The organism is Acidimicrobiales bacterium (assembly GCA_035547835.1).
Lineage (GTDB): Bacteria > Actinomycetota > Acidimicrobiia > Acidimicrobiales > Iamiaceae > DASZTW01.
In genome coordinates this window covers 62,675-75,606 of record DASZTW010000005.1, presented here as the reverse complement: position 1 = coordinate 75,606, position 12,932 = coordinate 62,675, and the positions used below count along the sequence as shown (strand labels likewise).

At 71.1% G+C, this 12,932-nt stretch carries 11 protein-coding genes; 6 read left to right on the top strand and 5 right to left on the bottom strand.

Going from position 1 to position 12,932, the window contains the following annotated elements:
* Positions 1-7: 7 nt before the first annotated feature.
* From VHA73_02790 to VHA73_02775, 4 genes are read right to left on the bottom strand one after another with little or no spacing between them, the layout of a single operon-like run.
* Positions 8-1,405, bottom strand: a complete 1,398-nt coding sequence (locus tag VHA73_02790; GenBank protein HVX16934.1) for a hypothetical protein — start codon at positions 1,403-1,405, stop codon at positions 8-10.
* 10 nt (positions 1,406-1,415) lie between these two features.
* Positions 1,416-1,928: a hypothetical protein gene (locus VHA73_02785; protein HVX16933.1), complete on the bottom strand. Its 513-nt coding sequence runs from the start codon at positions 1,926-1,928 to the stop codon at positions 1,416-1,418.
* A complete protein-coding gene (locus tag VHA73_02780) occupies positions 1,928-2,698 on the bottom strand; it encodes a hypothetical protein (protein ID HVX16932.1) in 771 nt (256 codons plus the stop codon). Before VHA73_02780 ends, VHA73_02785 begins: the two co-directional genes overlap by 1 nt.
* Entirely contained in the window at positions 2,695-3,252 is a 558-nt protein-coding gene (locus tag VHA73_02775) for a MauE/DoxX family redox-associated membrane protein (protein ID HVX16931.1), read from the bottom strand. Before VHA73_02775 ends, VHA73_02780 begins: the two co-directional genes overlap by 4 nt.
* Positions 3,253-3,475: 223 nt before the next feature.
* Between VHA73_02775 and nusB the strand changes: the two genes are divergently transcribed.
* Positions 3,476-4,012, top strand: coding sequence for a transcription antitermination factor NusB (gene nusB, locus VHA73_02770; GenBank protein ID HVX16930.1), 537 nt, complete (start codon positions 3,476-3,478; stop codon positions 4,010-4,012).
* A gap of 116 nt (positions 4,013-4,128) precedes the next feature.
* Here nusB and VHA73_02765 read toward each other — a convergent pair whose 3' ends face one another.
* A complete protein-coding gene (locus tag VHA73_02765; GenBank protein HVX16929.1) occupies positions 4,129-5,052 on the bottom strand; it encodes a neutral zinc metallopeptidase in 924 nt (307 codons plus the stop codon).
* A gap of 153 nt (positions 5,053-5,205) precedes the next feature.
* Between VHA73_02765 and pyrR the strand changes: the two genes are divergently transcribed.
* The 5 genes from pyrR to carB are packed head-to-tail and all read left to right on the top strand — an operon-like array spanning position 5,206 to position 12,898.
* Positions 5,206-5,778, top strand: a complete 573-nt coding sequence (gene pyrR, locus VHA73_02760; GenBank protein ID HVX16928.1) for a bifunctional pyr operon transcriptional regulator/uracil phosphoribosyltransferase PyrR — start codon at positions 5,206-5,208, stop codon at positions 5,776-5,778.
* Positions 5,775-6,827: an aspartate carbamoyltransferase catalytic subunit gene (locus VHA73_02755; protein HVX16927.1), complete on the top strand. Its 1,053-nt coding sequence runs from the start codon at positions 5,775-5,777 to the stop codon at positions 6,825-6,827. The genes pyrR and VHA73_02755 overlap by 4 nt, the downstream gene beginning before the upstream one ends.
* Positions 6,820-8,217, top strand: a complete 1,398-nt coding sequence (locus tag VHA73_02750) for a dihydroorotase (GenBank protein ID HVX16926.1) — start codon at positions 6,820-6,822, stop codon at positions 8,215-8,217. The genes VHA73_02755 and VHA73_02750 overlap by 8 nt, the downstream gene beginning before the upstream one ends.
* A complete protein-coding gene (gene carA / locus VHA73_02745; GenBank protein ID HVX16925.1) occupies positions 8,214-9,476 on the top strand; it encodes a glutamine-hydrolyzing carbamoyl-phosphate synthase small subunit in 1,263 nt (420 codons plus the stop codon). The genes VHA73_02750 and carA overlap by 4 nt, the downstream gene beginning before the upstream one ends.
* Positions 9,476-12,898: a carbamoyl-phosphate synthase large subunit gene (carB, locus tag VHA73_02740; GenBank protein ID HVX16924.1), complete on the top strand. Its 3,423-nt coding sequence runs from the start codon at positions 9,476-9,478 to the stop codon at positions 12,896-12,898. The genes carA and carB overlap by 1 nt, the downstream gene beginning before the upstream one ends.
* Positions 12,899-12,932 lie beyond the last annotated feature (34 nt).

Here is a 12,932-nt window from a genome sequence, read left to right as displayed (position 1 = left end):
GCTCCTGTCACGAGACGATTCCGGTGAGCGGGTTGTACGTGAGGCTGCCGTGCTGGAAGTCGGCGCGCTGGGTGCCGTCGGACTGCGTGTACACGTCCGAGATCGGGAAACCGAGCGGCGACGTGTACGAACCCATCCCGTAGTACTTGCGGTAGATCGGTCCCCAGATGGCGTGCAGCCCGACGTCGTGCGAGTCGGAGATCATGCCGTCTTGGAACCAGCACACGGCGACACCCCGAACCGTGCCGGTGTTCGAGATGGGATAGCCGAGCGAGCTCTTCTCCCGGCCCAGCACGCGGTACTTCAGCGACAGCGAGCCGCGGATCTCGTGCGCGCCGGTGCCGCTGCTCCAGTAGATCAGGCCGTCTTGGAACGGTTGCCACTGCCCGCCGTCGCTGGTGGGCTGGACCGAGTCGGTCGGGTGGCCGAGCGCGGACTTCACGGACCCAATGCCCCAGTAGCACTGGTAGATGGGCTGCCAGACCGAGTGCACCCCCGCGGTCCACGAGGCGACGATCACGCCCTGTTCGAACCACGACACGAAGACCTTGCCCCACGGTGTGGTGAGCGTGCTCTCCTCGGTGATGGGGAATCCGAGCGGGCTCAGCGTGTTGCGCTGGCCGTAGTACTCGCCCCAGATCGAGCCGCGCACGGCGTGCGTGCCGGTGGTGGCCGACTCGAAGATCGCGCCGTGCTGGAAGACCGCCCAGAGGCCGCGGCCGGAGGGGTCGGGTCCCGGCGGGATCGTCATCTGGCCGAGCACGCCGGTGGGCCCGCCGTAGTGGTGCCAGAGGTCGGTGATCGCCGAGCAGCCCCGGTCGAGGCAGGGCGCCGAGTGCGTGGCGGTGTTGTTGTCGGTGGCGCTGGCGGTCGTGCAGGTCTGGTCGTACTGCCACGGCGGCGTGCACGTGGCCACACGGCACACGACCGGCCCGTAGCAGCTGATCTCCTGGTGGCACTGGCCGTAGCGGAACTGGTTGCACGCGACCCGGCGCCGATCGCAGGTGCCGGTGTTGTTGCAGTGGCAGGACCCGTTCCAGATCGACCCGCACTTGGCGTTGCAGTCGATGTAGTAGCGGGCTCCGCCGCAGCAGAACCCCGAGTTGTCGGCCTTCCACCAGCCGCCGACGAAGGTGTCGTTGGGGCACATGTTCTGCTTGCTCAAGGTGCAGCAGAACACGGTCCAGCCGTCGCCGCACTCGTTGCCGGAGCCACACACGGCGTCGTAGGCGCTCACCGGCTCCACGAGATACTTCCAGGGCTTGGTGGTGAGCGCAGAGCCGACCACGGCCGTGCTGGCGAGGAACCCCCGGCGCGACGAGCGGTTGCCGAACAGTCCCGTCGAAAGGCGGCTGACGACCCGCTCGGAGAACGAGGGGCTGGGCGTCGAGGCAGGTGCGGTCAACGTGGCCTCCTCAGCGGGGCGCGATGGTGGTCGCGGCGAGGGTCTGGTTGGCGAGATGTGTCAACTGGGTCGCGTTGCGCCGTGCGCCGAGCACCACGTAGAGGCAGAACGCTCGGCCCGACTCGGTGAAGAAGTGCTGGTAGCCGGCTTGGCCTGGCAAGGCGTGCTGGAGCGCGTCGGCGCGGAACTGCGCGGGGCTCAGACGTCGGGGTCGGGTGCCCGCGAACAGCGCGGTGCCGACGCTCTCGGCGCCGTACTCGAACAGCACGACCAGCAGGTTGCTGAACCCCATGAGGTCGACCGCGCCGGACCCGAAGTCGCCCCGCTCGGCCGGCAGCGCGAAGTTGGCGAGGTGCACAACGGGGTTGGGGCGGTCGCCGGCTGTGGCGCCTCGGGCCCGCTGCGCCGGCCCTGGCAACGCGTTGGCGGGCGGTGCGGCGCCGGGTTGGCGGACCATGATCCGCCCTTCCCACCCCGCAGGGAGGTCGACCGTGATGCCGTGGTCGGACAAGACCGTGCCCATCAGCGTGGACCTTCAGGGTGTGCCGCGGGCTCGCCGGTCGGGTACAAGCTCGGGTCGCCCGGCATGATGCCCGCCTGCATCAGCTCGCGGTCGACTTGTGCTTCGCGCGCCGCGTCGCCGAGCGGTTTGGCGTCGCGCAGCTCCGTGCTCGACAAGAACGCGACGTCGCCGGTGGCTTGTGAGAGCAGCCGGGCCACCTGTTCCCAGCTCAAGCCGGTGCCTTCACCGTTGATGCGGCCGGCTGGGCCGTCGACCGACACCACGTACGGCGAGCCCGGCACCGCGTAGTCGGTCCACGCCTGCGACGACGCCACCACGTCGAGGCCCCGGGGCCGCAAGGCGTCGAGCGCCGAGGGGCTCTCGTCGACGAGGTCCTTCGTGAGCACCACCAGGCGGGTGTTCTTCGGCAGGTGGATCTGGGAGCGATCGGCGAGCGCCGACCAGAACGCTTGGCACGTCTGGCAGCCGGAGGTGAGGAACACCAAGACGGTGTGGTGGTCGACGCCGGCCACGCGGACCACCACCGCGTTGCCGGTGGGGTCACGACCGGAGATGTCCGGCGCCGCGGCGCCTGCAACCCCGCCGGGCACCGGCTCGGGGACGCCGGCCACGGTCCGGATCGGCGGCTCGACCGCGGTGCGCACGGGCGCGCCGCCGTCGTCGAGCTCGTGCAGGCGCCGCAAGATGGTGGCGTGGCTGCGCAACAGGCCGGCCACCAGCAGGGCCAGCAGCACGACCGCCGCGGTCAGCACCGACACGAGCGCGGTCATCGTTGCGGCTCCGGCGGGGCAACCGAGCGCTGCGCATCGAGCAACGCGGGCACCGCGGTGAAGGCGAGGTAGCCGAGCCAGGCCAGCGCGAGGGTGGCGACGGCGAACGGCAGGCCGGACAAGGGCTGGCCGTGCGCGAGGTCGAGCACACTGCCCGGCGGTGACCAGGTGGCCGCCAGCGCCGCTGCCGCGGCCGCCAGGTCGACCACGACGTGGACCGGGCTCACGGGTGCGTCGACCTCGCCGAAGCAGCCGCAGGGCTCACGGTTGGACCGCACCGCGAGCATCCGGGCTGCGACTGCCGCGAACACGAGGTACGCGCACGCGACCAGCGCGGAGGTGAGGCGGTTGCCGAACGCGAGCGCGCCGGCCGCGATCACCACTTCGACGAAGCCGCTGATGCGCCCGATCGGCACGCGCCGCAGATGCCGCAGACCCGGGATGCGGGCCGATTGCAGCGCTTGGGTGACGACGGCAGGTCGGACCAGCTTCGCGACCCCCGCCCCGCCCAGGAGGATGGCCGCCGCGAAGAGCCATCCGGCGGCGACTGGCATGCTCTGACCGTAACACTGGCGTCGGCGTGGGTGAGCGGTGGGCGCGGTGGCTGCGGCGATCAACTGGACACGTGTTCAGCGGCCCCACCGACTGCCGCACGGGTCGACCGTTGCGTCGCCAAGCGGTCGTCGGGTTGGTGGGCCGGGACGGTCGCCGACCGACACGCGGCTACGGTGCGCATCCGGCCTCGCGACCCTCGCGCCGCCCGAGCAAGGACCATCCGTGGAGCACCCGACGTCCGCATCCGAGCCGGCCGGCGAGCCCGACGGCGAGCCCGACGGCGAGCCGGTCGACGAGCCGGACACCGTCGAGGCGTACGACGCCACACCGATCGGCGGCGCCGCAGGCCCACGGCGGGCCGCTCGCGAGCGGGCGCTCGAGCTCCTGTACGAAGCGGAGGTCAAAGGCTGCACGGTGGCCGACATCGTCGACGCCCTTCCGCTCGCGCCGGATCCGTACGCCGTCGCGCTGGCCGGGGCAGCACAAGCGCGCCAAGCCGCCACCGACGAGCTGCTCGGGCAGTTCTCCCACCGTTGGGACGTGCACCGCATGCCGGCGGTCGACCGGGCGGTGCTGCGCCTCGCGGTGGGCGAGCTGGCGTCGCAACCCGATGTGCCGGCCCGCGTGGTGCTCAACGAGGCGGTCGATCTCGCCAAGCGCTACTCGACCGAGGAATCCGGCCGCTTCGTGAACGGGTTGCTGTCGCGGGTCGCGCACGAGGTGCGTCCCGGCGAGCTCGACGCGCCCGACGAGCGCTGAGCCGACCGTCCGCGTCGAGCCACCCGCGGCACCAACCCGCCGGCTGGGTGGATCGCCGTGGCGGCCCGGGCACAGGTGCGGGTCCGTGGCCGGTCAGTGGCCCGGTCAGCGACGTGTCAGAGGCCGCCGCTGAAGGTGTCGCACTTCCGGGGGTCGCCGGTCTCGTAACCGGTGCGGAACCACTTCTGTCGTTGGGCCGCCGAGCCGTGCGTCCACGTCTCGGGCGTGACCTTGCCCTGGAACTCCTGTTGGATCCGGTCGTCGCCCACCGCGGCCGCGGCGTCGAGGCCGTCGGTGATGTCGGCGTCGGTGATGGAGGTGATCAGCGGGCGCCCGGTGCTGGCGTCGGGGGTGGTGCTGGCGTGGTGCGCCCACACTCCCGCGTAGCAGTCGGCTTGGAGCTCGAGACGCACCGAGTCGCTGTTCTCGCCTTGCTGCGCGCCGTGTTGCGCGTCGGCGAGCGTGCCGGTGAGGTCCTGCACGTGGTGGCCGTACTCGTGGGCGATCACGTACGCCTGTGCGAACGGTCCGCCCTTGGCGCCGAAGCGGCTGCGGAGCTCGTCGAAGAAGCCGAGGTCGATGTACACCAGCTTGTCGGCCGAGCAGTAGAAGGGCCCCACGTCCGCGTTCGCCGGGCCGCAACCGGTGGTGATCTGCCCGGTGAAGAACCGGGTCTGCGCGCCTTGATAGTTCTGGATCTCGGTGCCCCAGAAGTCCTGCACGCTGTTGACCACGCCGACGATGCGGCAGTCGTCGCGCTGGTTGGCGTCGGCGCCGGTGCGGCAGTCGCTGGCGAGGTTGCCGGCGCCGACCTGCTGGTTCGGGGTGACCTGCCCCGACAGACTCGACGACCCGCCGCCGTTGCTGAGCACCGTGACCAGCAAGTAGATCACCAGCCCCACCACGCCGAGGCCGCCGCCGCCCACGCCCATGCGACCGAGGCCCCCGAGGCCGCCCAGTCCGCCGAGGCCGCCGCCTCCCGCGCCGCGCTCGTCGTCGATCTGCGACACGTCGAGCGGGGCCTGATCGTCGAACTCCATGAGGCGTGTCTCCTGGTCGAGCACCAACGAGGGGTGCCGGGATGGGCCCGCGGTGGCGGAAACCCTACGACCTCGCGAGGGGCGGCGGCTGCTATCCTGGCTGCCTGACCGTGAAGTGGGTCCGGCGAGGCCCATACGGACAGGAGCTGGCCGATGGCCGAACGAGAACGACGCCTGACGCCCCCGTACGGGGGCGTTTTCGTTGCCCGGACCCGCGTGATGGACGCCGGTGACCTGCAACGGGCCACCTGGCGCATGGCGCACGAGATCGTCGAGGCGAACCATGGTCTCGACGAGGTCGTCCTGGTCGGGCTGCAGACCGGTGGCATCGACCTGGCGCACCGCCTGGCGGTGGCGCTGGCCGAGATCGAGGGCAGCGAGGTGCCGGTCGGCAGCCTCGACGTCGCGTTCTACCGCGACGACATCGGGCTGCGGCCCGTGCTGCCCGAGGCCGTGACCGACATCCCGGTCGAGCTCGACGGCAAGGTGGTCGTGCTCACCGACGACGTGCTGTTCACCGGCCGCACGATCCGGGCCGCGCTCGACGCGCTGGTCGACTACGGCCGTGCCCGCGCCGTGCAGCTCGCCGTGATGGTCGATCGGGGGCACCGGGAGCTGCCGATCCGGCCCGACTACGTCGGCAAGAACCTGCCCACCCGGCGCGACGAGGTGGTCGATGTGCACGAGCACGGCGTGGACCTCGGCGAGATGGTGAAGGTCAAGTGAGGCATCTGCTGTCGATCGACGATCTCGGCGGCGCCGACGGGATTGCCGAAGTGCTGCGGCTCACCGACTCGTTCGTCGAGGTCAGCGCCCGCCAGATCCCGAAGGTCCCCGCGCTGCGCGGCAAGACCGTGGCGTGGTTGTTCTACGAGGACTCCACCCGCACCCGCCTGTCGTTCGAGACCGCGGCCAAGCGGCTGTCGGCCGACACGCTCAACTTCTCCGTCTCGTCATCGTCGGTCAGCAAAGGCGAGTCGCTGCGCGACACCGCGCTCACCATCGAGGCGATGGGCGTCGACGCGATCGTGGTGCGGCACAAGTCGGCCGGCGCGCCGCACCGCATCGCCACCTGGGTCGGCGCCAAGGTCGTCAACGCCGGCGACGGCTGGCACGAGCACCCCACGCAGGGCCTGCTCGACGCGTACACGATCCGCCAACGCCTCGGCAGCCTCGAGGGGCGCCACGTGGCGATCATCGGCGACATCAACCACTCGCGGGTGGCGCGCAGCGACGTGCTGGCGTTCACCGCGATGGGCGCCGAGGTCACCCTGGTCGGTCCGCCCACCTTGTTGCCGCCGAGCCTCGAAGGCTGGCCGGTGAACGTGAGCTACGACCTCGACGCGGTGCTGCCGACCGCCGACGTGGCCGCGCTGCTGCGGCTGCAGCGCGAGCGGATCGACGAAGCGCTGGTGCCCACCTTGCGCGAGTACACGGCAGGGTGGGGGCTCACTGCCCGCCGGGCAGGGTTGCTGCGCGACGACGCCATCGTGATGCACCCCGGGCCGATGAACCGCGGGGTGGAGATCGCGCCCGAGGTCGCCGATCTGCCGAGCGCGGTGATCGTCGACCAGGTCCGCAACGGCGTCGCCGTGCGGATGGCCGTGCTGTACCTGCTGCTCGGCGCCGGCACCGACCTCGTCCCACCGACCACCGACGACGCCACCGACACCGCCACCGACACCGCCGCCGATGCGTCCGACGACGTCGGCGGGCTGCCCGCCGATCAGCCCGACCAACCCGCCGAGGCGGGGGAGGAGACCGCCCGTGCCTGAGCCCACCCTGGTCATCAAGGGCGGACGTCTGATCGACGCGACGGGTGAGCGCAACGCCGACGTGGTGGTCGGTGACGACGGCACCGTGTTGGCCGTCGGCACCGGCCTCGACGCACCGCGCACGCTCGACGCAGGCGGGTGTGTGGTGAGCCCCGGTCTGGTCGATCTCCACGCCCACTTGCGCCAGCCGGGCAAGGAGGAGGCCGAGACCATCGAGACCGGCAGCCGCTGCGCTGCGCTCGGCGGGTTCACGGCGGTCGTGGCCATGCCCAACACCACCCCCGCCATCGACTCGGCCGCGGTCGTGCGCGAAGTGCAGGACCTCGCCCGCACGGCGATGTGCGAAGTGGCCGTCGCCGGCGCCATCACCCTCGGACGTCGAGGCGACACCCTCGCCCCGATGGCCGAGATGGCCGCGCTCGGGGTCCGGCTGTTCACCGACGACGGCTCGGGCGTCGAAGACAACCGGCTGATGCGTCGGGCCCTGGAGTACGCCAGCGGACTTCCCCAACCGGTCGTGCTCGCCCAGCACTGTGAGGACGGCGCGCTCAACGCCGGCGGCCACATGCACGAAGGCGAGTGGTCCGCCCGGCTCGGCATCCCGGGCCAGCCTGCCGAGGCCGAGGAGCTGATGGTCATGCGCGACATCGCGCTGGCCCGCCTCACCGGCCAGCGGGTCCACTTCCAGCACTTGTCCACTGCAGGGTCGGTGGTGATGGTCCGTGCGGCCAAAGCTGCCGGGCTGCCGGTGTCGGCAGAAGCAACGGCGCACCACCTGGCGCTGACCGACGCGTTGTGCGCCAGCTACGACCCGGTGTTCAAGGTCAACCCGCCTCTGCGCACCACCACCGACGTGCTCGCGGTGCGCGACGGCCTCGCCGACGGCGCCATCGACGCCATCGCCACCGACCACGCCCCCCACGAGCAAGAAGCCAAAGAGCAGCCGTTCGACCAGGCTCCGCCCGGGATGCTCGGGTTGGAGACGGTGCTCGCCGTGGCGCTCACCACCATGGCCGGCGACGCGGACCCGCCCGATGGGTTCGCGGCAGAGGGGGTGGTGCCGGTCGACCCGACCGGCGAGCTCGGCGCGGGCAACGGGCGCAACGGCATCGCCACGCGTGGGCGGGCTTCGCTGGGAGACGTGCTCGGCGCACTGTCGTGGCGTCCGGCATCGATCGCCGGGCTCGACCACCACGGCGGGCCGATCGTCGCGGGTCGCGCGGCGCACCTCGCGGTGATCGACCCCACCGCCACGTGGACGGTCGACGCGGCGGCGTCGGCGAGCCGCAGCCGCAACAACCCGTGGGCCGGCCTCGAGCTGCGGGGGAAGGTGCGCCACACGCTCTGGCGCGGTGAACCGATCGTGATCGACGGGGAGGCGCAACGATGACCCGGCGTCTCCAACCGGCACTGCTGGTGTTGGCCGACGGAACCGTCTTCGAGGGCGAGGCGTTCGGCGCCCTCACGCCGGGGCGCATCGCGCCGGGTGAGGTCGTGTTCAACACCGTGCTGTCGGGCTACCAGGAAGTGATCTCCGACCCGTCCTACGCGGGCCAGATCATCTGCTTCACGTACCCGCACATCGGCAACTACGGCGCCAACCGCAGCGACGACGAAGCGCGTCGCCCCTTCGCCCGCGGCGTGATCGTGCGAGAGCTGGCCCGGCGCGAGAGCAGCTGGCGTTCCGAGGAGCACCTCGATGCGTTCCTGCGCCGCCACGACGTGCCGGGCATCGGCGGCATCGACACGCGACGCCTCACTCGCCACATCCGCGACGCCGGGGCCATGCCCGGCGCGTTCGCGATCGTCGACGACCGCGTCGACGGCGCGATCGACGAGGCCACGCTGAAGGCGGCCGCGGCCGCCGAGCCGGGCACCGAGGGGATCGACTTGGTGGCGCAAGTGACCACGCCGGAGCCGTACGTCGTCGAGGCCCGCGGGGGTGACTTGCGGATCGTGGCCTACGACTTCGGCATCAAGACGACGATCTTGCGGCACCTCGCCGGTCTCGGGACCGTCGAGGTGGTGCCGGCGTCGACCACGGCCGCCGAAGTGCTCGCCCGCGAGCCCGACGGCGTGTTCTTGTCGAACGGCCCGGGCGACCCGATCACGGTCCCGTATGCCACCACGGCGGTCGGCGAGCTGCTCGGCGAAGTGCCGGTGTTCGGCATCTGTCTCGGCCACCAGCTGCTCGCTTCGGCGCTCGGCGGCGAGATCGCCAAGCTGCCGTTCGGCCACCACGGGGGCAACCACCCGGTGCGCAACTTGGCCACCGGCCACGTCGAGATCACCAGCCAGAACCACAACTTCGCGGTGGTGGAAGGCTCGGTGCCGCACGCCGAGGTCACCCACGTCAACCTCAACGACGGCGTGGTCGAGGGCCTCCGGTGCACCGACGTGCCCGCCTTCAGCGTGCAGCACCACCCCGAAGCCGGCCCGGGCCCGCACGACGCCTCCTACCTGTTCGCCGACTTCGCGAGTCTCGTCCGCAAGGACAGCCTTTCCAGACGAACCCGGCGGCGTCCGCCTGCGGCGGACACGGCGGCGGCGACCGAGCAGGTCGGATCGCCCGCGGTTGTCCCGGCGCCAGAGCCCCCCGACCCCACCGGCCCGCCCGTCGGTCCGTCTGGCGACGGGAGGGAGGGCTGATGCCGAAGCGCACCGACCTGTCGTCGATCCTGATCATCGGGTCGGGACCGATCGTGATCGGGCAGGCCTGCGAGTTCGACTACTCCGGTACGCAGGCGTGCCGCGAGCTGCGAGCCGAGGGCTACCGCGTGATCTTGGCCAACTCGAACCCGGCCACGATCATGACCGACCCCGAGTTCGCGGATGCCACGTACGTCGAGCCGCTCGACGTCGACATCCTCACCAAGATCATCGCCAAGGAGCGGCCCGACGCCTTGTTGCCGACGCTCGGCGGTCAGACGGCCCTGAACTTGGCGATGGAGCTGGCCGAGGCCGGTGTGCTCGACCGCCACGGCGTCGAGATGATCGGCGCCGACGCGGAGGCGATCGCCACTGCCGAGGACCGCCAGCAGTTCAAAGAAGCCATGACCGGCATCGGGCTCGACGTCCCGTCGTCGGGGATCGCCCACACGATGGACGAAGCCCGCGAGGTGGTCGAGCGGATCGGCCTGCCGGTGATCATCCGTCCGGCGTACATCCTCGGCGGCAAGGGCACCGGCATCGCGTCGACCCCCGAGCAGTTCGACAAGATCGCCGCCACCGGCCTCGAAGCGAGCCCGATCTCCGAGATCCTGATCGAGCAGTCGATCGCAGGTTGGAAGGAGTACGAGCTCGAGGTCATGCGCGACCGGGCCGACAACTGCGTGATCATCTGCTCGATCGAGAACCTCGACCCGATGGGCGTGCACACGGGCGACTCGATCACGGTCGCGCCGGCCCAGACCTTGAGCGACGTCGAGTACCAGCGCATGCGCGACGCGGCGTTCGCGTGCATCCGGCGCGTCGGCGTCGAGACCGGCGGGTCCAACGTGCAGTTCGCGCTCGACCCGGCCAACGGCGACATGGTCGTGATCGAGATGAACCCGCGCGTGAGTCGCTCGTCCGCCCTTGCGTCGAAGGCCACGGGCTTCCCGATCGCCAAGATCGCCGCCAAGCTGGCGGTCGGCTACACGCTCGACGAGATCCCCAACGACATCACCAAGGCCACCCCGGCGAGCTTCGAGCCCACCATCGACTACGTGGTCACCAAAGTGCCGCGGTGGGCCTTCGAGAAGTTCCCCGGCACCACCGGTGTGCTCGGCACACAGATGCAGTCGGTCGGCGAGGCGATGGCCATCGGCCGCACGTTCCCCGAGTCGCTGCAAAAGGCGCTGCGGTCGCTCGAACAGGGCCGTCACGGGCTCAACTGCGACCCCGGAGAGGCGCAGTACGACGACTGGTCCGACGACGAGCTGGTCAGCCGGGCAGCGATCGCCACACCCGATCGGCCCTTCCAACTCGAAGCCGCGCTGCGCCGCGGCCTCGGCATCGACCGGGTCTACGAAGCCACCCGCGTCGATCCCTGGTTCCTCGACCAGATCAGCCTGATCACCGAAGAGCGTGCCGAGCTGGCCGCGGCCGGCATCGAGTCGATGGACCGGGCGGGCTGGCGGCGTGTGAAACGGCTTGGCTTCTCCGACGCGCAGCTCGGCTACTTGTGGGACGTCGACCCGCTCGAGGTGCGCCGCCGGCGTCTCGAAGCCGGGGTGCGGGCCACGTTCAAGACCGTCGACACCTGTGGGGCCGAGTTCGAGGCGGAGACGCCGTACCACTACTCCACGTACGAGGACACCGACGAGGTCCGAGCGTCGAGCGCGCCGAAGGTCCTGATCCTCGGCTCGGGCCCGAACCGGATCGGCCAAGGCATCGAGTTCGACTACTGCTGCGTGCACGCGTCGTTCGCGCTGCAAGCAGCGGGCTACGAGACCATCATGTTGAACTGCAACCCCGAGACGGTGTCGACCGACTACGACACGTCGAACCGGTTGTACTTCGAGCCGCTCACCCACGAAGACGTGCTCAACGTCATCGAAGCCGAACAGGACGCGTCGGTCGCGGGCGGCGCCGGGTCGCTGGTTGGCGTGGTGGTCGCGCTCGGCGGCCAGACGCCGTTGAAGCTGTCGGGCGTGCTGCCCTCCGAATTGGTGCTCGGGACGCCGCCCGCGTCGATCGACCTCGCCGAGGACCGCGACCGCTGGAACGCGCTGTGCACCGAGCTCGGCATCCCCCAGCCGGCGGGTGGCACGGCCACCACCGTCGACGCGGCGCTCGCCATCGTCGCGGGCATCGGCTACCCGGCGCTCGTGCGGCCCAGCTACGTGCTCGGCGGTCGGGCCATGGAGATCGTCTACGACGACGCGCAGCTGGCCCGGGCGATGGAGGAGCTCGCCAGCTTCGGCGGGCTGGGCCGCGAGGGCCTGTCGTCGCAGCGACCGGTGCTGATCGACCGTTTCTTGGAGGACGCCACCGAGGTCGACGTCGACGCCATCCGTGACCACACCGGCGAGATCATCATCGGCGGCGTCATGGAACACGTCGAGGAAGCCGGTGTCCACTCGGGCGACTCGGCGTGCGCGTTGCCGCCGTACTCGCTCAGTCCCGACACGGTGGCGGTCATCGAGGACTACACCCGGCGCATCGCCCACGCGCTCGAGGTGGTCGGGCTCATCAACGTCCAGTACGCGGTGAAGGAGATGCCCGTCGAGGGCGGCGAGCCGGGTCAGACCGCAGCCGAGGTGTTCGTCATCGAGGCGAACCCGCGGGCCAGCCGCACCGTGCCGTTCGTGGCCAAGGCCACCGGTGTGCCGTTGGTGAAGATCGCCACCCGGGTGATGGTCGGCGCCACGCTCGGCGAGCTGCGGGGCGAGGGCATGGTGCGTGCGCCGGTCACCGGGCACGTCGCCGTGAAAGAAGCCGTGCTGCCGTTCAACCGCTTCCCCGACGTCGACCGGGTGCTCGGTCCCGAGATGCGCTCCACCGGTGAGGTCATGGGGATCGACGCCACGTTCGGCCTGGCGTTCGCCAAGAGCCAGATCGGCGCCGGCGACCGGCTGCCCGAGTCGGGCACCGTGTTCTTGTCGCTTGCCGATCGCGACAAGGCCCAAGGGGTGGCGGCGGCACGCCGGTTCGCCGACCTCGGCTTCAAGATCGCCGCCACGTCGGGCACGGCCGACCACCTCGAAGCGCACGGCGTTCCGGTGTCGACCCGGGTCGCCAAGATCGGCGAGCCGGAGGGATCCGACGCGGTGCAGCTCATCTCGTCGGGTGAGGTGCAGTTGGTCGTGAACTCGCCGCGCGGCCGCGGGCCGCGGGCCGACGGCGACCACATCCGATCCGCCGCCGGGGTGGCCGGGATCCCCTGCCTCACCACTGCCGCGGCCGGCCTCGCCGCGGCCACCGGGATGGCCGACTGGGCGGAGCATCCGCTCCAAGTCCGCTCGTTGCAGGAATACCACCGGATGGGCGGAGCGGATCTGCGCCGCACCCCACCGGAACCGGAGGCCGCAGCGACCCCGCCGTCTTCGACCTCCGCCCGCCGTCGCCGGTCCTCTGGCCCGGTGTGAGGCGAGCGGATGGCAGCGCCACACACCCCAGGGA